The organism is Streptomyces sp. NPDC057682, from assembly GCF_042799575.1.
Lineage (GTDB): Bacteria > Actinomycetota > Actinomycetes > Streptomycetales > Streptomycetaceae > Streptomyces.
The window spans coordinates 126,031-150,720 of the sequence record NZ_JBHVIN010000015.1 but is presented as its reverse complement, the minus strand read 5'-3'; the positions used below and the strand labels follow the sequence as shown (position 1 = coordinate 150,720).

General features: G+C 70.5%; 20 protein-coding genes. 10 read left to right on the top strand and 10 right to left on the bottom strand.

The window, feature by feature from the left end:
• Positions 1–180 precede the first annotated feature (180 nt).
• The 4 genes from ACFVDM_RS26495 (at position 181) to ACFVDM_RS26480 (ending at position 3,927) form a co-directional block, all read left to right on the top strand.
• Entirely contained in the window at positions 181–831 is a 651-nt protein-coding gene (locus tag ACFVDM_RS26495) for a hypothetical protein (RefSeq protein WP_383645055.1), read from the top strand.
• Positions 828–2,366 (top strand): transcriptional regulator, XRE family protein, encoded by a 1,539-nt coding sequence (locus ACFVDM_RS26490; RefSeq protein ID WP_383645052.1) that lies wholly within the window; start codon positions 828–830, stop codon positions 2,364–2,366. The genes ACFVDM_RS26495 and ACFVDM_RS26490 overlap by 4 nt, the downstream gene beginning before the upstream one ends.
• Positions 2,367–2,431: 65 nt before the next feature.
• Positions 2,432–3,457: an asparaginase gene (locus ACFVDM_RS26485; protein ID WP_383645049.1), complete on the top strand. Its 1,026-nt coding sequence runs from the start codon at positions 2,432–2,434 to the stop codon at positions 3,455–3,457.
• Positions 3,457–3,927 carry a PPC domain-containing DNA-binding protein gene (locus tag ACFVDM_RS26480; protein WP_383645047.1) on the top strand — a complete coding sequence of 157 codons (471 nt, stop codon included), beginning with the start codon at positions 3,457–3,459 and terminating at the stop codon, positions 3,925–3,927. The genes ACFVDM_RS26485 and ACFVDM_RS26480 overlap by 1 nt, the downstream gene beginning before the upstream one ends.
• 111 nt (positions 3,928–4,038) lie before the next feature.
• Here the strand turns inward: ACFVDM_RS26480 and ACFVDM_RS26475 are convergent, their stop codons facing one another.
• The 10 genes from ACFVDM_RS26475 to ACFVDM_RS26430 form a co-directional block, all read right to left on the bottom strand.
• On the bottom strand, positions 4,039–4,602 hold the full coding sequence (locus ACFVDM_RS26475) for a LuxR C-terminal-related transcriptional regulator (protein ID WP_383645044.1): 564 nt from the start codon (positions 4,600–4,602) through the stop codon (positions 4,039–4,041).
• Between the two features lie 40 nt (positions 4,603–4,642).
• The gene (locus ACFVDM_RS26470; protein WP_383645041.1) at positions 4,643–5,611 is read right to left on the bottom strand and encodes a terpene synthase family protein; all 969 of its coding nucleotides are present in this window, start codon (positions 5,609–5,611) and stop codon (positions 4,643–4,645) included.
• Entirely contained in the window at positions 5,608–6,969 is a 1,362-nt protein-coding gene (locus ACFVDM_RS26465) for a cytochrome P450 (protein ID WP_383645038.1), read from the bottom strand. Before ACFVDM_RS26465 ends, ACFVDM_RS26470 begins: the two co-directional genes overlap by 4 nt.
• Positions 6,966–8,498, bottom strand: a complete 1,533-nt coding sequence (locus ACFVDM_RS26460; RefSeq protein WP_383645035.1) for a prenyltransferase — start codon at positions 8,496–8,498, stop codon at positions 6,966–6,968. The genes ACFVDM_RS26465 and ACFVDM_RS26460 overlap by 4 nt, the downstream gene beginning before the upstream one ends.
• Before the next feature lie 62 nt (positions 8,499–8,560).
• Positions 8,561–9,667, bottom strand: coding sequence for a polyprenyl synthetase family protein (locus ACFVDM_RS26455; protein ID WP_383645032.1), 1,107 nt, complete (start codon positions 9,665–9,667; stop codon positions 8,561–8,563).
• Positions 9,668–9,822: 155 nt separating this feature from the next.
• Positions 9,823–11,088, bottom strand: a complete 1,266-nt coding sequence (locus ACFVDM_RS26450; RefSeq protein ID WP_383645029.1) for a cytochrome P450 — start codon at positions 11,086–11,088, stop codon at positions 9,823–9,825.
• Positions 11,085–11,693: an ATP/GTP-binding protein gene (locus ACFVDM_RS26445; protein WP_383645027.1), complete on the bottom strand. Its 609-nt coding sequence runs from the start codon at positions 11,691–11,693 to the stop codon at positions 11,085–11,087. Before ACFVDM_RS26445 ends, ACFVDM_RS26450 begins: the two co-directional genes overlap by 4 nt.
• On the bottom strand, positions 11,671–11,958 hold the full coding sequence (locus ACFVDM_RS26440; protein ID WP_383645024.1) for a DUF742 domain-containing protein: 288 nt from the start codon (positions 11,956–11,958) through the stop codon (positions 11,671–11,673). The genes ACFVDM_RS26445 and ACFVDM_RS26440 overlap by 23 nt, the downstream gene beginning before the upstream one ends.
• A 95-nt stretch (positions 11,959–12,053) precedes the next feature.
• Entirely contained in the window at positions 12,054–12,545 is a 492-nt protein-coding gene (locus ACFVDM_RS26435) for a hypothetical protein (protein ID WP_383645021.1), read from the bottom strand.
• Complete coding sequence (locus ACFVDM_RS26430; protein ID WP_383645018.1) at positions 12,542–13,954, bottom strand: sensor histidine kinase; 1,413 nt, start codon at positions 13,952–13,954, stop codon at positions 12,542–12,544. The genes ACFVDM_RS26435 and ACFVDM_RS26430 overlap by 4 nt, the downstream gene beginning before the upstream one ends.
• A 471-nt stretch (positions 13,955–14,425) precedes the next feature.
• Here ACFVDM_RS26430 and ACFVDM_RS26425 point away from each other — a divergent pair, with 471 nt between their 5' ends.
• From ACFVDM_RS26425 to ACFVDM_RS26400, 6 genes are all read left to right on the top strand, one after another.
• On the top strand, positions 14,426–15,529 hold the full coding sequence (locus ACFVDM_RS26425) for an aldo/keto reductase (protein WP_383645016.1): 1,104 nt from the start codon (positions 14,426–14,428) through the stop codon (positions 15,527–15,529).
• 238 nt (positions 15,530–15,767) lie between these two features.
• Entirely contained in the window at positions 15,768–18,419 is a 2,652-nt protein-coding gene (locus ACFVDM_RS26420) for a Helicase associated domain protein (RefSeq protein ID WP_383645013.1), read from the top strand.
• A 265-nt stretch (positions 18,420–18,684) separates the two neighbouring features.
• Positions 18,685–19,398 (top strand): hypothetical protein, encoded by a 714-nt coding sequence (locus tag ACFVDM_RS26415; RefSeq protein WP_383645010.1) that lies wholly within the window; start codon positions 18,685–18,687, stop codon positions 19,396–19,398.
• Positions 19,399–19,432: 34 nt separating this feature from the next.
• Positions 19,433–21,370, top strand: coding sequence for a helix-turn-helix transcriptional regulator (locus tag ACFVDM_RS26410; protein WP_383645007.1), 1,938 nt, complete (start codon positions 19,433–19,435; stop codon positions 21,368–21,370).
• Positions 21,371–21,459: 89 nt separating this feature from the next.
• The gene (locus tag ACFVDM_RS26405) at positions 21,460–22,335 is read left to right on the top strand and encodes a hypothetical protein (protein ID WP_383645004.1); all 876 of its coding nucleotides are present in this window, start codon (positions 21,460–21,462) and stop codon (positions 22,333–22,335) included.
• A gap of 324 nt (positions 22,336–22,659) precedes the next feature.
• On the top strand, positions 22,660–24,687 hold the full coding sequence (locus ACFVDM_RS26400; RefSeq protein WP_383645001.1) for a hypothetical protein: 2,028 nt from the start codon (positions 22,660–22,662) through the stop codon (positions 24,685–24,687).
• The last annotated feature ends 3 nt before the right edge of the window (positions 24,688–24,690 follow it).

The following is a 24,690-nucleotide window of genomic DNA, read 5'->3' as shown; positions in this document are numbered from 1 at the left end:
CGGGCCTGGCACCGCTCTCCGCCGGCACAGGATGGCGGCGGTCCCGAGCGCGCAGGGGCGGCGCCACCACTCCCCCACTCGCTCCAGCACCATCCGCCGACGACGTTCTGCCTCCTTGCCCCAGTGCCCCTCGCCCTTGATCCCGGAGAAGCCATGCCCCCCTCCCCTTCCCTCCACCCGGTGGATCCCGACGTCGCTCATACGGCAGACGTCCTGATGCGGGACATCAGACTGCTGCGCGTGGCCGTCGGGCGCGGCACGTGGACACCCGGCGTCGGTGAGGGGGCGCACCACCGCATCCACAGCACGGTCGGGCCGTGGCTTGAGCTGGCTCGGTCCCGGTGTGACGGCTCCGATTCGCCTGCGGACCGGGCCCGCTGGAATGCCTGGATCTCGGCCCTTGCGCTTCCCGCGCCCTCGGACATCAAGACCGACTCGGCCTCCATCTGCGTCCTGGCCGGCACGGCCCGGGCGATGCTTCGGGCGCTTGTGGAGACTCTGCCGCCGTGCCCCTCCGTCGGCTGGGTGGCCGATCAAATCGAATGGATGATCCAGGCGGGGCAGCTCGCCCCGGCCGTTCGCATCAGCCCGGGCGCGCTGGAGAGACAACTGCAGGTCCCCCGCGAGCACATCGACCTGGCGCTCACCGATCTGGACGCGAGGGGACTGGTGGAAGTTCGGGCCACCGGTCGCGTATTCGTCACCAGCAAGGCGCGGTCGAGGCAGGTGGCCAGAGCCGTGCCCGGCTCTCAGTCCGGCGCCGGCACCCGGGCACGGCCCGCTACTGCGCAGATCCCTCCGGCGGCCGTGCCTGGAACGGATGCCTCATGACCGATCTCCAGACCTCCGTGGCCGTCAAGGAATCCGGAATGACACACCCGCCGACCCGCACCCTCCTGCAGCACCTCCTGGAGACCACGCCCGGCCTGGACTGCACAACATGGGCAAGGTTCCAGGTTTTGTGGGCACGCATGGCCGACGAGGCAGCACAGGGGTTAGAACTCCCGAGGCTCGCCCAGGTCCGGGTGTCGCGATCCAGCTACCAGCGATGGCTTTCCGGTGCCCACACCACCAAGGGCGACACGGCCCGCATCCTGGAGTGGTATTTCCGCAGGAGCGCAGGTGAGCTGGCCAGACCCGCACCCCGGAGGGAGATCGTACGGCCGGGCATCCTGGACCCGAGCACCCTCACCGCCGCAACGAGGGCCCTGGACTACACCTGGGACGCCTCCCGGTACGTGCCGGGGGAGCCGAGCACCGGCGTCATCGGCACGTGGGAGATTTCCGGCGGCCGCCACTTCGACGGTACGGCCATCGGCCTGCAGCTGTACGAGGCCGCGCCCGACGGCGATCACGTCACGCTCAGGGATGCCGACATGCAGCACCTGGACTCCTTCGTGCGGTCCTCACGCCGAGGTGCCCTTCTGGCTTCCCTCGGCGCCGCGGGCGGAACAGGCCTGTATCTGCTGGATGCCGCCCACGCCCGCCGTCAGCTCACCGCCGGCCGGGCTCCTCGCATCCCTGCCGCCTACCAGCTGGACGATCTGACCTTCTCCCTCGCGCAGGCGCTGTATGTCCTGGACGACGGCATGCTCGCCGACGACCTGCCGCTGTCCGACCGGGCCGAGGAACTGGGCTACTACGTCAAATCCGGCGACTCGGCACCGCCGAGGTCGGACATGCCGGAGCTCTCCCCGGTCGGTGCCGCGTGGCTCGGCTCCAGCCTGTGCGCCCAGTACATCACCCGGCGCCTCGACGAACTGCCCGCCGTCCCCGCGTTCTGGACCCGGGAGGCCACCGGCGCCGAGTGCGCGCCCTGGCTCGTCTTCCGCCACAAGCACGAATACCTCCGGGCCGTGGCCAGCCGCTTCGCCGGGGCCGACAGCCCGCTGGGGCGCGCCTTCTGCGTCCCGGAGCAGGCCGTACACAGCACCGAGCCCTACGAGCGGATTCTGCTGCTCCTCACCGTCGCGATGATGGAGATGTACCGGATCAAGGTGTGGATCACCAGCGACCCGGCCTACTCCCGGACCGAGGGCTTTGTCCTGGCCGGGAACCGGGCCATCCTGGCCAACTGGGTACGCGAGGACTCCGTGTGGCGTGTCGCCACAACGAGCGCCGCAAAGGATGTCGTCCCCTACCGGGCGGCGATTGCGCACGCCCAGGCCCACAGCGTCATCGACGGGCCGACCCCTGCTGCCCGGCTCCGGGCTCTGGCCGAGTACTTGGAGCTGGACTGGGCATGGCTGACCGGCCGGTGCCGGGCACTCGGCGAGAGCGGGGCCAGTGGCATGCTGCGGCCTCGCAGTCGTCATCTCACACTGAAGGCGCTCGACCAGACGCTGCTGTTCCTCGGCGCGCTGTAGGCGGCCGTGGCGCAGATCGATAGGCTCAACCCGCCCTGCCCCCAAGGCGATCTGAGGAAACGGCGTTGACGAAGGACCGCACCCGCCCCACCGTTGTCGTGGTCGGCCTCGGCGGCACGATCGCCATGATGCCCTCCGACCGTGACGGAGCAGCTCGCCCCACCCTCAGCGCGGAGGACCTGCTCGCCGCGGTACCTCAGCTGGACGGCACGGACGTGGCCATCCAGACGCTGTCCTTCGCCGGCAAGCCCGGGGCTTCCCTGACGCTGGACGACATCGACCGGCTCGCGGGCCGGCTGCGGGCGATGGCCGGCGAGGGCACCGTGGACGGCATCGTCGTGACCCAGGGAACCGACACCCTGGAGGAAACCGCCTACCTGCTGAGCCTGCTGTATACGGAGCGGGCCCCGCTCGTTGTCACCGGAGCCATGCGCGCCCCGCATCTGGCCGGTGCCGACGGTCCGGCCAACCTGCTCGCCGCCGTCACCGTCGCGGCCAGCCCCCATGCCCGCGACCTGGGCGTTCTCGTGGTCTTCAACGACGAGGTGTTCGATCCCGCCCGTGTCCGCAAGACGCACAGCACCAGCACCGGCGCGTTCACCGCCCCCGACACCGGCGCCCTCGGCATCGTCGCCGAAGGCGCCCTGCGCCTTCTCGCCGTCCCCGCGCACCAGCCTCACCCCCTGACCGGATCCCTCGACAGGCAGGTGCGCGTCGCCCTGTACACCGCGACCCTCGGCGACGACGGCGCTCTCCTGGAGACATTGCTGGACCAGGTCGACGGCATCGTCATCGCCGGCTTCGGAGTGGGCCACGTCCCCGAGAGCTGGGTTCCCGTTCTAGCGAAGGCGGCCCAGAAGATCCCCGTCGTCCTCGCCTCCCGCACCGGAGCCGGCACCACCCTCACCCGCGCGTACGGGTTCGACGGATCGGAGAAGGACCTCCTCTCCCGCGGGCTCATCGGCGCGGGGCACCTCGACCCGTACAAGGCCCGCCACCTCCTGACGGTCCTGCTGCGCGCCGGCGCCGACACCGACACGATCCGCGCGACTTTCGCCCCCGCCGGAACGACCCCGCAGGGGCGAGGCTGATGCGGGCCACCGAACTGACCCTGGGGCGCACCTTCGCGCTGGCCTTCGACGACGGCGACGACTTCGTCAAGGAGCTCACCGGCTTCTGCGCAGAGCACCAGATCCGGCAGGCGATCATCCCGATGTTCCTCGGCGGCTTCCGACAGGTGGGCCTGGTGGGAGCAGACGGCCCTCTGCAGGACCCGGAAGCACCCGTATGGGAGGAGACCGTGCTGGAAACGGTCGAGGCCGTGGGGGCAGGAACCCTCGCCTGGAGCCCGGACACCGACTCCCTGGCCCCGCACCTTCACGTCGCGGTCGGACGCAAGGACCTCAACGCTGCTGGCAGCGTCTCCCACCTCCTCTGGGCAAAGGTCCAGTTCATCCAGGAGATGATGCTGCAGGAGGTCGTCGCGCCGACGATGCTGCGCCCCGAGTGCGGGCCGCACGGAGTCCCCACACTCACCTTCGCCCCCTCCCCGCCGTCGTAGATATCGCGTCGTCCCCAGCGACCGCCCGGTCCGCGAGCTGAGGCCGTCCCTCGCCCGGGCACTGACGCGGGGCGGGGTCCGTTCGTGGATAAGGTGGTCGGCGGAGATCGGTCAGGCGGTGGAGCTGGCAAACCCCGTTCCGGAGGGTGCCGGTACGCGGAGCGCCGGCGACGCGGGCCGCGTCTTGGCGTTCGTCGCGGAACGTCCGCTTCCCGTCGGGCTGGTGCCGAGCAGTCCCCAGGCGTGGCCGAGGGCGACCAGGTGCGTGTCGTTGGCGGCGCCGGCCTTGGCGACGAGGTCGGCGATCAGCGGGCGGACATCGGCCGCGGCGACCCCTGCCTGCGTGGCTATGTCGTAGGTCTCCGGGCGCTCGGCGAGCGCGCGCAGCAGCCGCAGTTCCCGCTCGGTGAAGTGGGGCATGTGCTCGGGAGCCGGTGGCGGGGGTACCTGTCTGCTGGCCAGGACGGCGTGGGCGCGAGCGGGCCGGCTGCGGTGGCCGGTGAGGGCGAACTTCTGGCCGATGGCGGCGATGTGGCTGGTGAACGTCGTGGTGCTGATGCTCAGGGCCTGTGCGCCCTCGGCGTTCGACGATCCGGCGACCAGGTGTTCGGCTGCCCGCTTCTCGGCCGGGGTGAGCTGGACGGGCGCAGGTGCGGTGTGGATCTTCTCGGACATGGGAGGTGCCTTCCGTGGTGGGTGAGTGCCCCGGTCGGGGTCACGGGGTGGTGTAGCGGTCGTGGCGGATGTGCCAGATGAACGCGTGGACGATGTGTTCCAGGGCCTGGGCGTGGCGCGTGAGCGGCCCGGGGTCGCCGGTGGACAGCTCGTCGAGGTGGGCGCGGATGCGTACGGCTTGCCGTTCGCACATCCCGGCGGCGGTCGTGAATGCTTCGGGCAGCTCAAGGTGGTGCTCGTGCATCAGGAGTGTGGGCAGGCTCAGCGGGGGCACGGTGCTCCGGCTCGCCTCCCGGTGGTAGGAGGCGAGGTCGTTGACCCATCCGGCCAGGACTGCGGTTTCTGACTCCGCTCTCTCCACCGCGCCCATGGCGTCCGCCCGTTCGGGCAGTTCGTAGGAGAGGGCGATCGGTGCGATGGCGGTGAGGGTGCGGGCGAACACGGTGAGGGGCCGCATCATGTGGTAGGTGCGCAAGGTGACGCGGCTGGGGTCGTTCAGGTGGTGGGCTTCCCAGAGGAGGCCGAGGAGGCTGCCGTGCAGGTGTCCGGTGAGGGTGAGGTACTGGCTGGGCGTGGCACGGACCGTGATGCGGTCGAGGAGATCGCGCAGTGCTGTCGTGAACGGACGTGCCGGTGCCGGTGTCGTGGGGGTGTTGCCGGCCAGGACTGCGGTCAGTTCGTTGACGTGGGCGGCCAGGGCGGTGGGGTCGACTGCGGCGGCCAGCTCACCGTGGGTGTCGTCGAAGGCCACGAGCCACAGGAAGAGGTCGGCGGCAAGCTGCAGGCTGTCGAGTCCGGCGGTGGGAAGAGCGCGGGCGATGCCCTGGCTGGTGATGGCGCACAGGGTGCGGAGTTCGTTCGTCGGGACGGGGAGTTTCTGTTCGGTGGCCCAGTGCCGGAGGCGGTCCTCCATGGCGGTGGCGTGGGGGCTGGCCGGGAACGGGCCGGGGAAGGCGGCACCGAGATCCGGCATGGGGAGCGGCACGGCTGCGGTGCTGCGGATGTTCATGCCGCCTCCCGGGCGCCGTCGGCGCGGCGGGCTTCGGGATTCATCCGCAGGGCGGAGGGGTGGACCGTGATCGCGCCGACCGGCACGGGCCGGGTTCCGGGGGCTGGGCGCAGGTGCCAGCGGGAGGCGATGAGGGCTGTGACGACGGTCATCTCGGTCCATGCGAAGGCGTCGCCGATGCATTGGCGTTTGCCGGCGCCGAAGGGGATGAAGGCGTTCTTGGGCAGCTGGAGGCGGTTCGGCAGCCAGCGGTCGGGGTCGAACTTCAGGGGATCGGGGTACAGGCCGGGGTCTCGGTGCAGGGTGTAGGGGCTCCAGACGACGTCGGTGCCGGCGGGGAGGGTGTAGTCGCCGAGCCGGACCGTTTCGGTGGCCTGCCGGGTCACCAGCCAGCCGGGGCTGTACAGGCGGAGGGTCTCCTGGACGAGGGCGCGGGTGAACGTCAACTGGGGCAGGTGGTCGGCGGTGAGTTCCCCTCCGGCCAGGACGGTGTCGACTTCGGTGTGGAGTCGTGCCTCCAGGTGGGGGTGGCGGCTCAGCTCGTGGAAGAGCCAGGCCATGACGACGGCCGCGGTTTCGGATCCGGCGGCGAGCAGGCCGGTGACTTCGGACAGGATGTCGTCGTCCGGGAGCGGGGCGCCGGTCTCGTCCCGGGCGTCCAGGAGCAGCGAGACGACGTCGTTGTAGTCGTCGGGTCGTGCGCGGTGGTCGGTGATGATGCCGTCGACCACGTGGTGCAGAGTGCTGCTGGCGCGGGCGAGCCGCCGGTTGTATCGGGTGGGGAGCCGGTCCAGGAACGGGACGGGCAGCAGGGCGCGCCTGAGGGCCGCCTTGAAGAGGGTGTCCACGCTGGTGAGGATCGCGTGGGCGGCGCGGGGCCCGGGGGTGGTGGAGAACGCGGTGCTCATGACGATGTTCTGGGCGATCAGCTGCATCTCGGTCTTCAGATCCAGGTCGTCTCCCTCGCACCAGGCACCGATGGCTGAGGTGGCGGTGTCGCGCATGGTCCGGACGTAGCCGGTGACCTGCTCGCGGTGGAAGGCGGGCTGCATCAGCCGGCGGCGCGTGAGGTGCCCGGGCCCGTCCGCGACAGGAAGGGCGTCGTTCCCGAAGAGCTTCAGCTTCTCGAAGAGGAGTCCCTTGGTGAAGGCGTTGGACCGGGCCGTGAGCATCTGGTGGATCAGCTCGGGCGAGTTGACCACGGTCACGGACTTCGTTCCGAGCGCGATCCGGACAATGGGGCCGTGGGTGCGCAAGTGCTGCAGGAAGGCGAGCCGGTCGCGCAGCATCGCCGGCGCGTGCCCGATGAGCGGGCGCCGGCCCGGAGCGATCGGCGCGAGACGGTGGTCGGACGTCACAGGGCCGCCCCTTCAAGATGCTGTGTCAGCAGTTCGCGGGCCGCCAGGACCTCGGCCCGGATCATCGCGGCGGGGGCATACAGCGTCTTGTCGTGCCACAGCGCCGGCAACGGGCTCCGAGTGCCCCACTCGTCGAGGGCCTGCGCGGCGCGCCGGAGCGCCGAGTCCCGGCCCGGCCGGCCGCAGGAGGCGGGGTCGGCGAGGAGGATCTTCACCGCGTAGGCGGTTTCCTCCGCCGTGCCGCCCCAGATGCCCCAGGTCCCATCAGGGTGCTGGCCGTCCAGGACCCGGTCGACGGCGGCCCGGACGGCGTGGCGGGTGCCCGGTCCGTCGTGGTCGAGGAGGGCCCGGACGCATCGCTCGGTGGCGTAGTACGGGGAGGCGTGCCACTTGTCCGTCCAGACCCCGTCGGTCTGCTGCCCCACCAGCCAGTCGCGCACGAGGTCCATGCGCGGGTGGTGGACCGGTCTTGCGGCCGGGCGCAGACGGAGGTGGGCTGCCAGGGCCTGGATGGCGTGGGCGTTCGCCGTAACCGATCCGGTGTCCTCACCGATGTAGCACCGGTAGTGGGTACCGGCCCAGAACGCGGCGAGCGGTGCCGGGTCACAGGCCGCGCCGGTGACGGCGGCCACCTGCACGGCCATCGCGGTGTCGTCGACGTCGGGCAGGAGCCCCGGCGCGCCGCGGACTCCGGCCGGGTCGTAGATGTCGTGTGCCCATGCCTGGGCTGTGGCCCGGCCGGCGGGCGGCAGACCAGGGCGGGCGAGGGCGGCGGCTGTCCACAGGCGCTCGACGGTGCGGATGGGGGCGGCCTCCGGGAGAAGCCCGTCGTAGCGTCGGGCCGTGGCCGACAGCGCCGCCCTCGCCTGTTCGCATTGCGCCGGGTCGGTCTGGGAGGCGAGCCATGCGGCCGTGGCCGCCGGTGAGCTGCCGAGCAGACCGTCCGGGGCGGGGACCGCATCGCCGGGCAGATGCCAGGCGACGCCCTCGAAGGTGTGGTGGAGCTTGACCGGGAGACCGGTGCGGCACCGCTGAGCGATTTCCTCGTGCCGCGCGGAGCGGAATCCGGGCGGCACGCTGGGGCGCGCCCCGCGTGAGTGCGCGCCCAGGTGGGGCAGCCCACCCATCACGGGCCGGTCCAGGAGATGGTTGATGCGGGCGACGAGGCTGGGGACGAGGACTTCGATGGCTGCCGTGTCCGGCCACGGCCCCTCGGCCGGCAGGGTGCGCAGCGCGGCGAGGCCTCCGGCCGCGGCTGCCGCGAGCCGGTTCCGGGCCGGGATGGTGGCGGCCTCCTTGCGGGCGATGGCTACCAGGAGGGCTTCGACGGCACTGAGGGTCGGAAGCAGCCGGTAGGGTGCCGGGCCTTCGCCCCAGGTGCTGTCCGGTGATTGCTGGTCCAGCAGCCATCCGAGGCGGGCGGTGTGCCCGTCGAGGTCCGGCGCCAGGGAGACGACGCGGGCCGTCTCGTACACCGACGCATCCACGCTGCCCCACGGGTCGGCGTCGATGTCGGCCATCAGGCGCACGGCTTGGGAGTCGAACCTTCGATGCGGCTGGGGTCGGGCAACGGTGTTTGCCTGGGTGCCGGTCACGACTGGCGCACCGTGGCCATGTCGGCGATCTTTCGCAGGGCCTCCGCGGCAGGAAGGGGAAGCGGGGCCCCGTCGAGCGCGGTCAGTGCCTCATGGCGCCGTGCCGCGATCATCGTCTCGACCTGCCGGCGTGCGCCGGATCGCTCGATTGCCTCACGCACGCGCCGGACACCGTCGTTCGTCAGGTCCGGGGCTGCTACCGCTTCGCGCAGCAGTCGGCGGTCGGGGGCGGTGGCCGATTGCAGGGCGAGCGCCATCAGCACGGTGGCCTTGCCCGCCCGGATGTCGTCCCCCACCGGCTTGCCGGTCCTGGACGGATCACCGAACACGCCGAGGAGGTCGTCGCGCAGTTGGAACGCCTCCCCCAGTGGGATGGCGAACTCGCTGCACACGGTGTGCACTTCGGGACCGGCTCCGGCGAGCGCCGCGCCTATGCGCAGGGGCCACTCCATGGTGTAGGAGGCGGTCTTGTAGCGCACGATCCGCAGCGCGGCCTCGACGTCGTCGCAGGGCCGGCCGGCCGCCACCAGGTCGAGGTACTGGCCGTAGGCGAGCTGGTGTCGCATGGTCTCCAGCAGGGGCTGGATCCGCGCCAGCGCCTCGGTGCCGGGCCCGGTGCGCAGGAGGTCGTCCGACTGTGTCAGGGCAAGGTCGCCCAGCAGGAGAGCGGCGGCCTGGCCGTGAGCCTCGGCCCGGGGGGGCTGGACCCCGTCGGCGAGAAACGCCGCTTCGAGCGCGCGGTGCGCCGTGGGGCGGCCGCGGCGCAGGTCGCTGCCGTCCATCACATCGTCGTGGATCAGGGCGGAGGCGTGGAAGAGCTCCAGGGAGGCAGCCACCCGCAGAACCAGGGCCCGGTCGCCGCACCCCCCGCCGGCTTTCCAGCCCGCGAGACACAGGTGCGCCCGCAGGCGCTTGCCACCGGCCAGGAGAGCGCTCAGCGTCGTGAACAGCAAAGTCGTCTCCGGACCGGGTGCGGTCCGTGCCCTCTGGGCGAGGAAGTCGGTGAGGACCGTGCCGACTTCGTCCCGCAGGGCGGCCGCGTCCAGCAGGAGGGCGGCTGATGGTATCGGCTGGCGTCTGGCGGTTTGGTCGAGGACCGTCATGGGGGTCTCCTTCGTCTTCAGAGCGGACCCGGGTGGGTGGCTGTGACGGGCAGGTCAACGTGGCCGGGCCGGGCTTGCTCGTGGCGCGGCTCTGCTCCTTGCGTGGTGCGGAGGGTGCGGGGGTGGCGGGTTCAGCTCGGACGTTCGGCGGTCGGCTACCGCCCGGCGACGGGTTGCCCCGGCTGAGAGTGCGCTCGGCGGGCCGGAGTGCTCTGTGCCGGCGCGAGGGGCGTGAAATGGCAGGGCAGCGCCTTGGGAATGCGGTAGATGGCGTCGGGGCGGTACGTCAGCTGCTCGGCCGGTACGTCGAGTTCGATGTCCGGGAGGGTGGCGGTGAGCCGCTCGATCGCGGCAGCCACGACGGCCAGGGCGACGGACTGCGCGGGGCACTCGTGCGGGCCGGCGGCGAACGCGAGGTGAGCCTTGCGGTCCGACCGGAACCCTTCATCGCTCTGGCCCGTGTAGGGGCAGGTGTTGATCGCGGCGTAGGCGACGAAGACCGGTTCACCCGGGTTGATGTCGCGTCCGTGGAAGCGCACGGGCTGGCGCGGTCGGTGGAGGCTGTACATCGCCAGGGGCGGGTCCTGCCACAGCACGTCGTCGATGGCATGCCCGATGGGCAGATTGCCGGTCGTCAGAGTGCCGCGGTAGCGCTCGTCGGAGAGTATGCGGGCGGCGGTGTTGGCGATGAGTCCGGCCAGCGTCTCCCAGGCGGCGCCCTGGGTGATCAGGATCTGGTTGATCACCCCGTCGGCGGACAGTCCGTTGGGGTGGTCGATGAACCACGAGGTGAGGTCCTGGCCCCGCTGGGCGGCCTTCGCCTGGTAGGCGGTGCCGAGGTAGGCGGTGAGGGACTCCTCGCCCTGTGCCTTGCTGATGAGGTCCGTGCTCGTCACCGCCTCGACCGCGCCGATGAGCTGGGCGGCGGCCGTGTCGGGCATCCCGAACAGGGAGTTGAGCACCAACAGCGGCAGTCGCCGGGCGTACTGGCCGACGAGGTCGGCGCGGCCGGCGTGGGAGAACTCGGCCAGGAGCGTGTCGGCGTGCCGCAGCGTCGTGTCCCGCACGTGCCGGGGGTCGAGGAGGGCGAAGCTGTCGGTGATGACCCGGCGCAGGTGCGCGTGTTCCTCGCCGTCCGCGAAGAACGAGCTGGGGCGCCACTGGATCATCGGCTTGACCGGGCTGTCGTCGGGAACGCGCTCCATCCAGCCGCGGGTGTCCTTGGTCCACAGCCCGGTCCGGTCACGGAGGAGGTCCAGGGCCGCCCGGTAGTCGGTGACCACCCAGGCATAGACGCCGTGGTCGATCTCGGCGAGGCCTACGGGGCCCTGCTGACGCAGGCGGGCGAAGCTGCGCTGGGGGTCGGCGGCGTGCTCGGCGGTGTAGAGCGCAACAGCGTTCAGTTGGGAGGCGGTTGTCATGAGGGCTGGGCTCCGGCGCGCGAAATGAGGTGGTCGGTCAGTGTTCTGAGCGCGCCCAGTACCGACGTGCGGTCCCGTGCGTCGCAGGTGACGAGGGGGGTGTGGGCTTCCAGGTCGAGCTTGCTGCGCACGAGACCGAGGTCGTGCGCAGGCGTGTCCGGGAACTGGTTGAGTGCGACGACGTAGTCCAGCCCGGCCTTCTCGACGAGGTCCATCACCTCGAAGGAGGCGGCGAGCCTGCGGGTGTCGACGAGGACCAGGGCCCCGAGGGCCCCTTCGGTGATGTCGTCCCAGAGGACCTTGAACCGCTCCTGGCCGGGTGTGCCGAACAGGTAAAGAACGATGCGGGCGGCGTGAAGCGTGATGCGGCCGAAGTCGAGGGCGACCGTGGTCGTGGTCTTGCCGTCCACGACCAGGTCGTCCAGGGCCTCTGCGGCCTGCGTCATCGGCTCTTCCGTGTGCAGGGTGCCGATCTCGGACACGGCCCCGACGGCCGTGGTCTTGCCGATCCCGAACGGCCCGACGACGACGATCTTCACCAGGTCGAAGTCCTCCCGGGGCAGATACACCGGTGACGACGCGCTACCGGAGGGCTTCGAGACCATCGCGGACCCTTTCCAGGAGAGAGATGGTGGGCGACTCGGCCCCGGGTGTGCGAATGCCGTCGGGAAGTCCCGGGAGGGGTGCTCGGGCCATCAGGCAGCCGTCGTCGACGGCCTGGGAGGCGAGGATCTTGCAGACGCCCATCGGAAGCCGCAGGTAGCCAGCGGATTCCGCGACGGTCAGCGACCCCTTGGCGATCAGGTCCAGCAGCCGCTGGTGTGCCGGGGTGTGATGGGGTGAGGCCGGCAGGCGGGTGCTGATGAGCACAGTGAGGGCTTGCAGGGAGTTGCGGGTGGGCGCGCTTCTGGTGCTGCTCCCGGGTGCCAGGTAGCTCGGGACGAGCCTGGGTTCCCGGCCTCGGGTCATGAGGTGGGGCCGCTGGTTCGCGACGAAACGCTCATAACCTCACCGAGCTTCTTCGCCTGCGTGGCCATGGTCTGCGCGATGACGCCCATCGGGGTCATCGCGCCGAACGCGGCAGCGATGTTGGCGTTCGAACCTCCGCCGACGGGCATGACCATGAGAGTGCCGACGCTGGTGCCGTCCTGCGCCCCGGGTTCGGCGTCGAGCTGCACGGTGATGGTCGAGACGGGCGTCCTTGTGTCCGCGCCGAGGGCCTCCACCGCGGCGGCACGGCTCGCACCGTGGAGGGCCGAGACCGCTGCGCATACGCGGTCGATCATGTCCCTCCTGTCGCGGTCGTCCAAGCCCGTGGTGCCCGCGGGTGCGGACGCGCCCATGAGGATTCCGTCGGAGGAGATGATCAGTGCGAGGCGCACACCGCTGATCTCGGTGATCGGGTTGAGGACCCAGGAGGGATCCTTGACGTGCGCGGCCAGGGTGGAGCTGCTCATGCTCGGTCCTCATTTCGGATGGTGTCAAAAGGGGCTCCGGATCGCCCGGCGGCCATCCCCTGTTCGAAGTCGTCCCAGATCGTGCGGGCTTGCCCCGGCTCGGGCGGGCGCCCCACGGGTGCCGTTCGCTCGTCCGGGCCGGAAGCCCTGCGGCGGTGACGCCGGCGCTGGGGCAAGGCATCGCTGTCCGGGCCGGCAGTCCCGTCTTGCTCGGAGGAAACGGCTCTGCGGGGAGCACGAGGGGCGGGGGCCGGCAGGGGGGACATGGCGGAGAGGGGATTCGTGCGGGGGTTGATCTCGGCGACCAGAGCAGGCGGGATGGTAATGATCGCGCGGACGCCCGAGTACGGGGAGGTCTGGTCAACGGTGACGCCGAAGCCGTGTTCGAAGGCAAGTCGGCCGACGGCCGCGAAGCCGAGGGCGGGAGGGTCACCCAGTTCGGTCAGCAGGACCTGCTTCCCTCCGGCAAGCAGCTGTGCCGCGCGTCCGTCCTCCTCGGCAGTCATTCCCTTGCCGGCGTCGTCGATCTGGATGCACACCGCGCCGTTGTCGGTGGGCAGCAGGGTGACCTCGACCGAGAGGTCCGCGCGCGAGAACTCCAGGGCGTTCGCCAGCAGCTCCGTGCAGGCCACCGCGACCGGCTCCGCGGCCCGGCCGACAACACCGACCGTGTCGGTGCGCAGCTTGGAATGGACGCTGACGCGCTCGAAGCCTGCCAGGCGGGCGGTCGCCGCGGTGACGAGGTCGGGGAGATGGCTGTTGGGGCGGACGAGGCCGGGCCAGAGGCCGGCGACGATCGCTCCCTTCTGGACCAGTCGCACCAGCTGCTCGTTGAGGTGGTCGAGGCGGAAGTAGTCCTTGAGGGTCTTCTCGTCCTCGCACGAATGCTGCAGATCGGTGAGATCGGTCTGCAGCCGGTACGCCTTCGCCTGGATCTCCATGAAGGCGCCACGCAAGGCCGCGCTGGCCGCCGCGTTCACCCGCTGCCGCTCGTCGAGCACCGCCTCCGAGACCCACCTCTGGACGGCGTCGAGCAGGGCCGCGAACTCCGTGCCGGACAGGCTGGTGTCCTTCAGGCCCGGGACAGGGTAGTGGTCGCTGCGCAGATGCAGCGCCAGGCTGGGCAGCCGCGCGCCCACAAGGTGCTTCAGCGCCTCGTCCCGCTGTCGAAGGTGCTTCAGCACCGCCTCCCGCTGCCGTTCCGCGTCTGCGGCCGCTGCCTGGGCCCGGGCGAGACTGCGCGTAAGGGTCTGGCGTGATCGGGCCATAAGCGCCGCGGCAGCGACACCGCCCACAGCCGTGGCGCCCAAGCCCGCGAAGGCCACTTCGTATATCGCAATCACGGTCAGGTCCAGGTCCTCGGGATCGAGGCCGCCTCCCCGGATGCCATGAGGTGCTGTCAGGGTCACCTCTGGAGCGATGCCCGGCAGCCGGGGAAGCGGCGGATGGTGGCAGGCGACTATTCGGGTTCATCCGGAACTCGCCTGAGAAGCGTGCGGGGTGGTGCGGTGCGTAAGTGCCAAGTCCGAGCCCAGACGGGCCAGTTCGGAACGATCACCACCCTGCCGCTCCCCTGGGCGGGTACGCCAGGGTGTGGGTGTGTCATCTCAGTGGTCACTTTCTCTTCTTCACTCCGAAATCCAGGTAGGACAAATAGGCGCAAGAATCGTAAATCGAGGGGTCGCTGGAGGGTGTGCTCGGAAAAAGTGACCACCGTCGTGACGCACCTGTCTCCTGGACGCGGGCGCTGGACGAGTGTCACGGTGGAGGGGCTAGGCCGGCAGCACCGCCGCCGCCCTCCACCTTCTTTCGCCCCGACGCGCCCGAGCCCGAAGAGCCGGCCGAAGCGGCGCCCTGAATCCTCGCGAAGAGAGTGAGCCGTGACCGCTTCCTATCTGGCCCCTCGGCGCCTGATCACCGAAAGGACCGAGCACCCACTGGGTGTAGGCTGCCGGCCCATCGGCGGACCGGCGACCAACCAGAACCGTCCAGTCGGCTGGGCAGAGGTGGCGGACAGCGGCAGCGCGGTCGACACGCTGCTGCGCGCCCACGCCCTGGGCGCGACCGTGTTCGACGCCTCGGACGTCTACGGACTGGGGCACTCGCAGAGGGTCCTGGGGAGGATGCTCGCCCAGGTGCCGCGCGAGAGCGTGCGCATCACGAGCACCATCGGCAACTACAAGGGCACCGGCGAGCACCCCTACAGCGCTCTGAATCTCTTCCGCCAGGTCGAGCAGGCCCAGGAGAACTTCGGCGCGCGGCGGGTCGATGTGCTGGTCCTCGCGCACACGGACTTCGGGCCCGAGGACCGCTACCTCGATGAAGCGCGTGACACGCTGCAGGCTCTGCGCGACTCCGGCGACGTCACTGCGCTCGGCATGACCGTGCCCGCCATCCTGGTGGCAGATCCCCCCGCTTCCGGCCCGCGCGTCGGTCGTCGGGGATGCCGGATGCGGCATGACTTCCTCGTCGAGCAACTCGGTCCTCAGGTCCTCAGCACCGCGGCCTTCCCGCCCGAACCGTCCTCCGGCGCTGCCGCGGCCGGCGCCGAGAGCGTCTTCGCGTTCGCTCGCCGACACGGCGCGGCCACCATGGTCCACGAGCCGCTCCTGCACGGACTGCTCACCGGAAAGTACGGTCCCGACTCGGCCTTCGCATCTGGGGATGTCCGCTCCCAGTACTCCCCCTCGATCCGCGGGCTCATCGACCGCGGTCTCGACGGCCTGCGTGAACGCTTCGGTGCCGATCCGCAGACACTCGCACGCATCGCCCTGCACTACGCCCTCAGGAGCTGTCCCGACTCGATCGTGCTGGCCGGAGTGTCCAGCGCAGAACAGGCGACCGAGAACTTCGCGGGACTCAGTACCGAGGTGAGCGACCACGACTACCTTTTCGCTCACCGTTCGTTCATGACTGTGTACGCTGCGCTCGCCCGGCATGCACAGTCGGCGGAGCGGCTGCACCAGCTTCCGGCCCGAGCGTGAAGCTTGCCCGGCAGGTGGTGCCCCGCCCTCTCATCGGCGGACGCGGCATCTCCTGCGGCACCGGTCCTTCACGGCCAGGAGCGCATCGGCCTGGACAACGCACCGGCCTCGGCAGCAATCCGGCCGCGACGGCCACCTGAACGCCCGGGCGCGGAACACCCCGTGAGATCCCTCCGCGCCCGGGTCCACGCCGCCGGCCATACGCACGCGCGGCGCGCTCTTCGTCCCCATTCACCACATGCAGTCCTTCGAGACGGTTGGTTGCGCCCCTGTCGCACCTGTCTTTCATGATCGAGGAAAAATGCCTACGTCCTTGCAGCCTGATCTATGGCCTCACCAGCAGGAGGCTGTCAGCGCCCTGGTGACTGCGTTCGAGACGAACGAGCGCGCCACGGCGGTAATGGCGTGCGGCACCGGAAAAACCCGGACCGCTGCTGCGACTGTCCGTGCTCTGGCCGAGCGGTCCAAAGTCGCCCGGGTCCTGGTCGTCGTGCCGTTCCTGGAGCTGATCACTCAAACGCTCAGGGAGTGGCAGGAGGTCCTCGGCGACTCGGGGATGGGCCAGGTCGTGGCCGTGTGTTCGGACAAAGACGTCCTGCGCGAGCACAGACCCCAGATGAACGCACAGGGTGCGGCGGTGACGACCAGCGCCGAAGACCTCGCCCGATTGACCACCGTTCCGGGGCGGGTCACAGTCGTGGCCACCTACGCAAGCCTGCCCGTAATCGCCGAATCTCACGACTCGTTCAGGCTTCCCATGTGGGACCTGATCATTCCGGACGAGGCGCACCGCACCGCCGGCCCGGCTGCCAAGGCGGCGGCCGAGGTACACCACAACGGACTCTACCCAAGTACATACCGCCTGTACATGACCGCCACGCCGAGAACCGTCACCGGGGCGGGGGACGACACCGTCAGCATGGACAACGAGAAGATCTACGGCGAAGTCGCATTCCGCCTGGGCTTCTCGCGCGCCATGTCCCTGGGACTGCTGGCCGGGTACCGCATCGTCGTACCCGTCGTGACCGATGAGCAGATCCGCGCTGCGGCCAGCAGCCCGAAGGGCGACTTCTACCAGAGCGGCGACTCCGCGCTGTCGCCTGCCGTGCTCGCCACTCAGATTGCCATTCTGCGCGCGGCACACGAGTACGGGTTGCGCAGACTGCTCACCTTTCACAACCGTGTCGACTCCGCGCACTGGTTCGAAGCAACGCTTCCGCACGCCGTCGAGCATCTGGAACCGCCGGTCCGTCCCCTGGACCTCTCGGTCGGCCATGTCCACGGTGAACAGTCCCTCGCCGACCGTCAGAAGGTCCTCGCCCGCCTCCGCTCCGAGGACGACTCTCTGGTCGTGATCACGAACGCGCGAGTGCTCGGCGAGGGAATCGACGTGCCGTCCGTGGACTCGATCGCCTTCATCGACAGCCGCGGGTCGGCCATCGACTGTATTCAGGCGGTCGGCCGCGCGTTGCGCCGCGGCAGGCACCCCGGACCCAAGACCGCCACGGTGATCGTGCCCGTCCTGCTCAAGCCGGGCGAGGACCCGGAAGCCGCGCTGAGCACGTCGTCGTTCGCCCCGGTCTGGGAGGTGGTGCGGGCGCTGTCCGCACACGACGACGGACTGAGCCGGCGACTCATCCAGATGCGGCGGGCCCTCGGCGCCCGTCAGGGCCGCGACGAGGACCAGGCCGAGACCGAGACCGATGACGGCCAGGACCTGGGTCTTCCGGACTGGCTGCGGATCACCGGAGTCCCGGTGCCGCCCGGATTCGCCAGCGCAATCACCGTCCAGACGGTCCGGGCGGCGACGAGCTCGTGGGAGGAGTACTACGGTGCGGCCTGCGCCTACAAGGATGCCCGCGGAACCGTCGACATCCCGCAGGGCTGGGTCACCACCGAGGGCCTCCGGCTGGGGGGCTGGTGGCACCGGCAGCGCACCGCGTACAACGCCGGGGAGCTCAGCGCAGAGCGGCGGTCGCTGCTGGAGGAGCTCGGCATCGTCCGGAACCCGGCGAACGCGACCTGGACGACGACCTACCAAGAGGTGAAGCGCCTCGCCAGGCAGCAGGGCCACTTCGCCTTCGACAGAAGCGTTCTGACCTCCCACGGCACGGTCGTCCTCAACTGGTGCACCATGCAAAGATCCCGACGCAATGGGGGCAAGCTGTCGCCACAGCGCATCGAGCTGCTGACCGCGATCGGCTTCCCGTGGGACGCCGCGCAGGATCGCTGGGTGCGCCGATACCGCGAGCTGAAATCCACCTACGACCAGCGCGGGAGCCTACTGCGCCTCCCCGACTCACGCGAGGCAAGGTGGCTGGAAGTCCAGCGAGCCGCATACCTCAAGGACCGGCTCGCTCCCTGGCAGATAGAGCTGATGAAGAAGGTCGGCATCGACTTCGCCAACCGGCGGGACGCCGCATGGCACACCACACTGCGAACACTTGCAAAGTTTCATGCCCAGAACGGCCACTGGGTCGTCCCCGAGGACCTCGTGACCGCGGACGGTGTGCGAGTGCGGTCCTGGGTGAGGGCCCAGCGAAGCCACAAGAAGAAGGGCGTGCTCGCGCCGGAGTACGTGAAGCTCCTGAATGAGATCAACTTCTTGTGGGATCCGTTCCAGGAACGGTGGGACAAGCACTGCGCCGAGCTGCAGACGTTCCGGGCCGCGAACGGCCACCTCAACATTCCCGCCGGCGCACTCAAGAACTGGCTCTACCAGCAGCGTAAGAAGCTTCGTCAGGGCTCCCTGCCCGCCGACGCACAGCGGCGCCTGTCTGCGATCGACGCGTTCTGGCACGATCCACAGGCTCACGGCTCAGGGAAGCCGCGCGCCGAGCAGCCGGCCACGGCTGATGGGCGCAGGCCGACGGCAGGGGGCGACCGGTGACTCATGTTGCTCAGCTCGGCACGGACCTGCCCTCCATCGCCGAGCGGGCTTGCCGTCCTACCGGGCGCCACCGGCCCCTCGCTTCCCGCCCCGCCGCCCAACGCCATTCCGCTTCTCGCCCCCTATTCACCTGGACCCGGTCCGAGTTCCGTATCGCCGAGGATCTGCCGTGCTGACACCTACCGTTCCAGCCCACCCGCGGTCACCGCTGGAAGTACCCCGCTCCCACACGCCGTTCATCGCTCTGACCGAAGGCGAGGGCGAGGTGGACACCTCCGGGTCCGGACTGGTCGTTGGTGCGGACGGCTGGATCGCCTACCGGACCAAAACGCCTTTCGACCGCCTCCCCGAAGTTCCTGTTCTGCTCGCCCGGACGACCGGAGGCACGCCCGAAGGCAGCACGAACGGCACAGCGCTGTCCCCGTTCCGGCAGTCGCACTGCATGATCAACCGCCTGTGCCAGGGCTGCGGCGAACCCGCCGCGCGGGGCGGCAGCGGACTGCTGCACGTTCTGGTCGCCACCCGAGAGGACGGACAGCCGGCCGGCTGGGCCGGGTACACCGATATGCCGCCTTCATGTGCGGCATGCGCCCTCTCCTACTGCCCCGTCCTTGCCGAGCGGGGCCGACAGATCGTGTGGGCGGGGGAGGCAGATGTGTGCGGCGTGTACGGCTACACACTGCCGCCGAGCGGACCGAGATATCTGCCCGACCGGCTCGTGCTCCTGGACGACGAAAGAACGCTCTCGGCAACGGTCGCCACCCGCTTCGCGTGCGATCTCCAGGGCGTACGGAAGGCCGAGCTCGACGAGGTCCGGGCCCTGGCGCTAGCCGAGCAGAACGGCGTGGTCGGGCCGGGCCGGGCCGGGGTCCCAGCTTCCGGACCCGGACGCCCGGTGGGTTCGGTCAACGCGCCGGAGCAGCAGGCACCGCTGTCCTTGGACAAGCAGGACCCTGCCGCGCTCCCCCACCGACCATGACGAAGATGCCCCCACTACACCAAGGAATACGGTCGTGAACAGCGCCATCGCAGGAACCGGGCTCGCCTTCTCTGCGGCACAGGGGTACCTGGCCAGGAGAATCGTCGGCGGGATGACGCTGGACGAGGCGGCAGCGGGACGCGGGAACGGGACAGCCAGCGTGCACCGGTCCTTGGACGTGATTCAGGCCCGGGTGGGCGTCCTGACTCTGCGCGCCATGTCCTACAGGCTCCTGGACCGAGAAGCGCTGCCCTTGCCGGCAGTCCGGCCGGTGCCGCTGAAACTGGACCAGGACACCCGCGCAGTGTGGGAGGCATTGCGGTGGGACATCCTGGATGCCGAGTTGGTGCCGTCCCTGTCCGCGGCCCTGGGCCTGCCGGAGGCGAGGGTGGCTGGTGTACTGGACTCGCTGAAACGGCAGTTCTCCACGTCGGCCCACGGATTGATCGGGTACGGCATCGCTCACGGTGTCCTGCGGCGCGGTCTGGACGTGGCGTCGCCCGTCCATACCGCAGTGGCTGCCACTGCTCCGGGTGAGGGGGAGTGGGACGCTCCCCCGTCTGTCCGGCGGGCACTCGCACTGCGGGCCGGAGGCCGGACCACAACCGTCTGCGCGACGGCCGAAGGAGTGTCCCGGGGGACCATCCTGACGAGGCTGGGCAACTGCCAGTCGCTGACGGGGCGCCGTGCGCACCGGGCGCTGATCCACGAAGGCATTCGCGCGGGGGTGCTGGTGCGCCCGGATCGGGCCGGGCCGGACGAAGCCGTGGACATGTCCGACGAGGAGCGGCTGGTGTGGCAGCACCTGGTCCTGGACGTCTCCAACGAGAAGCTGCCCGGGGAGATCGTCCGCCAGACTGGTCTGAGCCAGGACATCGTTCACCGGTGCTTGAGGACGCTCAGGGACCGGTTCGGCGACACATGTGCTGCGGTCGTTCAGGGCTGGCGGCACGGCGTCCTGTGCGACAGCGCCCCTGCGAAGGAACCGCTCCGAGCGCCTACGGACAGCGGGCCCGCGCTGTCCGCCCGTCAGGTCGAGGCGCTGTCCCTGCTGACGCTTGAGGGTCTGAGTCTTCACGCGGCCGCCGAACGCATGGGTATCTCCGCTTCCGGAGTCGACGGGCACAAGCGGGCCTGTGCGAACCGGGCCGGGGTCAGGTCGTTGCGCGCGCTGACCCGCTGGGCTCTGGTCGGCGGACTCCTCGCTCCTCTGGACGCCGGGAGCCGGGATCCCGGCTCCGTGCCGGAGGATACGGTGAAGGTCTGGGGCCACCTCGCGCTCGATTGCCCAGACGCCTTCCTGGAGAAGGAGCTCGCGAACGTGACAGGTCTGTCGCGCCACCGAGTCCACTCCTGCCTGAAGAACCTGCGCTCCACCGGGCTCACCGATGCCCAACTGGTGGCGGCCGGCTGGCGCCGTCAGATCCTTGATGCTGGCTCGTCGCCCCCGGCCGCCGCTGAGAAGGCACGGCCGGTCTGGCAGATCCGCCCCCCTCGTGGATCTGCCAGTGGCATCGCACGGCGGCGCACCGCGAAAGCAACGGCTGCCAGCCAGCAGGTCGATCCGCTAGGGGTGCTGCCGCGCGCGTACCGGGCGGACGCCTCTTTCGAGCCGGCCTGGTCCAGGGGCCGGTTCGCCGTATGCGGGGAGGACGTCGACTTCCTGTGGACCGATCCCGTGGCATGCCGCAGACTCCTGGACCGAATACCGGCCCAGCGGTGGGGTCCGGTCATTGGTGTCCCGGAGTCCGGGATGACGCTGCTGGTCACGAAGGCAGTCCCTGATCGGCCCGTCCGGCGCGGTCCGGTCTGGCGATTCCATTGCAAGGCCGGACACGTGGAACTGCCACCGGCAGACGCTCGTTCCGGCCCCAGCCGCTACTGGGTCGTTCCGTCCGCCGCGCCCCTGTGGGAAGAGGGGGATCTGAGCTACCTCCTGGACTCGGGGACCGGCCCAGGGGACGGGCAATGAACGACCTGAATCACCTCCCGCCCCGCTGACAAGGGCAGCCCCGCACTGCCTTTCTGCTCCAGCACGTCCCTTTCCGAGATCGGAGTTCCGTGTCCACAGTCCTGCCGGGGATACCTACCCCGGGCGCCGCGACGAAGGCCGTCGGTCCGGACCAGACAGCCGCCCTGGTCCGGTCGAGGATCGAGGCGGGCACCTACGTCCCGGGCGCGCGCATCACCCTGACCGAACTGCGTACTGTCATCCCCGGGGCTCCGGAGCCCAGCCTGCGTGACGCGCTGAACCAGCTGGCCGCCGACAACGTGATCACTGGTGCCGACGGCCTCTGGAGAAGTCGTGACGACCGGCCCCGGGGCCATGCCGTCACCCGGACCCACGGACTCCTGGCCTCCATGATTGACAACGGCGCGTACCCGACCGGCGCCCTCCTGCCCTTCCGGCACCTGCTCACCACCATCCTCACAGCCGGCCCCGACGACGTGCGAGGTGCCCTCGGCCGACTCGCCTCCGACCGAGTGATTCAGTTGGCGGGCGCTGCCCGGCCCCGGGTCCTGGCAGCGCCGCCCCGCAGCCCCGCCCGCACCACGTGGCCGCCCGCGTCTGGCAAGGTGTACAGCGCGCTGCCGTCGGAATGCGCCCCCGGCGCCGACTACGACCGTGTCACCCTCGGCCGGGCCGCGTGCGCGGCACGCGAGCGGTACCGGTCGGGCATCTGCCCGGCCCCGGAAATTCTGACCAGCGAGGAACTGCGCCTCGCCTACGTCGTGCGTGCCTTGGTGACCCGCGCCTACCGGGAAACAGCACACGCCTACGCCAGCGCCCTGCCCGACCTGCGGTCCGCAGCCGCGCGGGTTATGACCTGCCACGCGATCCCCGCCGACACGGCGCCGCACGAGCGCCTGTTCAGGCTCGCCGTACTGGCAACCGCCCTTCATGACCTTGCCAGCGCCCTGCCCCGGCCCTCATAGCACCGCCGGTCCGACAGCACGATCACCGTCCACACCCGGAGCACACATGCGTACTGACGCACCCGCAGCGACCACCACCCCACCCCCGCGGCACGCCCAGCGCGTGAGAACGGGCAGTTGGGGCCGCTCGGTATGCAGGCAGGGGCCTGCGCCGGCATGCCGGCCTCTGACCTGGGGACTGCGTTTCCTGCTCCAGCTCATCGACCACCCGCACACCGAGCCGGTGAGACGCCTGCTCGACCTGGACGCGCCTCATTACGCGGAGTTCGGCGCCCGGTACGCCCCCGCTCGCACCGTCACGGGCAGCACGCCGGGGGTATACCGGTGACCGGGCCCACCCCGGCAGCCGGGACGCACAACGCCATCAGCGGGGGCAGGTCGGGCCCCGTCCTGCAGGCCGGATCGGTCTCCGGAGGCATCCACCACCACTACCAGTCCCCCGCCCCCCACCGGACGACCGTGAGGCAACTGCCCCGCCCGGCCCCGTTCTTCACCGGCCGGAAGAGGGAACTGCAGGACCTGAACGACATGCTGACCTCGACATCCACCCTGGCCGTCATCAGCGGGATCCCCGGCATCGGGAAGAGCGCTCTGGCCACGGAATGGCTCCGCAGGCTGCCCACGGGACCTGCCACGTTCTACGCCGATCTCACCCACGTCCAAGGCCCCCTGCCAGAAGCCGTGCTGCAGCAGTGGCTGCGCGCCCTGGGATTCGACCGCCCGCCCGGCCACCGCTCGGAGGCCGAGGCCCTGTGGCGATCCCTCACCGCCGACCGTCCGGTCCATGTGCTGATCGACGGGGCCAGCGAATCCGAGCAGGTCCGCCCGCTGCTCCCGGCAGCAGCCGGGGCACGCATCGTCGTCACCAGCCGCACCTCCCTGTGGGAGCTGGCCGTCGACGGCGCGGAGCTGCTGCCCCTCGTCCCGCTGCACATGCAGGACGCCGTTCAACTGCTCGCCCGGGCCTGCCCCCACCGGCTTGACCCCGACGCGGCGGACACCGTGCGCATCGCCGAGTCGTGCGGCGGCCTGCCGCTGGCGCTTGTACTGACCGCAGCCCGCCACCGCACCGGCATCGCCCCCTTCGCCGCCCTTCTCACCGATCCTGCTCACAACCCCTTGGAGCGTGCCCGCATGGCGATCACCACCGCCCTCGACGACGCCTACAACAACATGCCGGAACCCGCCCGCAGCCTCTACCGGACCCTCGGTCAGCTGCCCGGCATCCTCGTCACCTCCGACATGGCCGCAGCGATGTCCGCGCCCCCCGCCCCCGACGCCACCGGGCACCTGGCCGACCTGGCCGACGAAGGGCTCCTGGACCCCGTCCCCGGCGACCGCTTCCGGATGAACGACATCGTGCGGCACCACGCGCGCGCCTGCGCACCCGCAGCGGACCCCGGTGAGCCACTGCGACTCCTGTTCAACTGGATGCTCGGCCGCGCCACTGCGGCCCAGCGCCTCCTCACCCCCGCGCAGGCCACCCTCCGTACGCACGCTCCAGCGCCCGCCGGTCTCTTCTCGGACGCGGGCGCGGCACAGGCGTGGCTGGACGGGCAGGCGGACAATCTTCTGCCGGTCCTGACGGCGGCTGTCGAGCAGGACCTGCCGGCGTGGGAGCTCACGGACGCGTTCTGGCCCCTGTTCCACTTCCGTCACCTCTATGCCCTGTGGGGTGCGGCCCACGAGATCGGACTGGAATCCGCACGCCGCACCGGAACCGTTGCGGGCGAGCGGCAGATGCTCAATTCCGGGGCCATTGGCTTTGCCTCGGCCGGAGAGCATGGCAAGGCCGTCGACTGGTACCTGCAGTGCCTCGACGCGTCCCGGACCGGCGGCGACGTTCGCGACGAGGGGCAGGCCCTGCTCGGCCTCGGTGCCGCGCACTTCCACGCCGGCCGCTTCCCGCAGGCCACGGAGACGCTGATTCAGGCCATTTCCGTTTGGGAAGGGTGCGGTTACCGGCGCGGGATCGGACTCGCGCAGATCACTCTCGCGGAAGTCCAGGCAGCGACGGATCCGGACGCGGCCCTGAACACGGTCGCGGCTGCCCGCACCCTCCTCGCCGACCTGGGCGAGGACTACGAGGCCGCCCGGGCTCTCGCCCTGCACGGCCGCTTCCTCGACGAGGCCGGCCGGAGCGCCGAGGCCGTGGAGGAGCTGACCCAAGCACTCCCCCAGGTCCGAAGCAGCAGCCGTTGGCAGGCCCGTGTCAAGGAGTGGCTGGGCGACGCCCACGACCACTGCGGCGACCAGGACGCCGCCCGCATGCACCGGGAGGACGCCGCCTTGCTGTACGACCTGTTCAGCCCGGACAACGCCGCCCGGCTGCGCACCCAGGCGGCGCGGTGACCA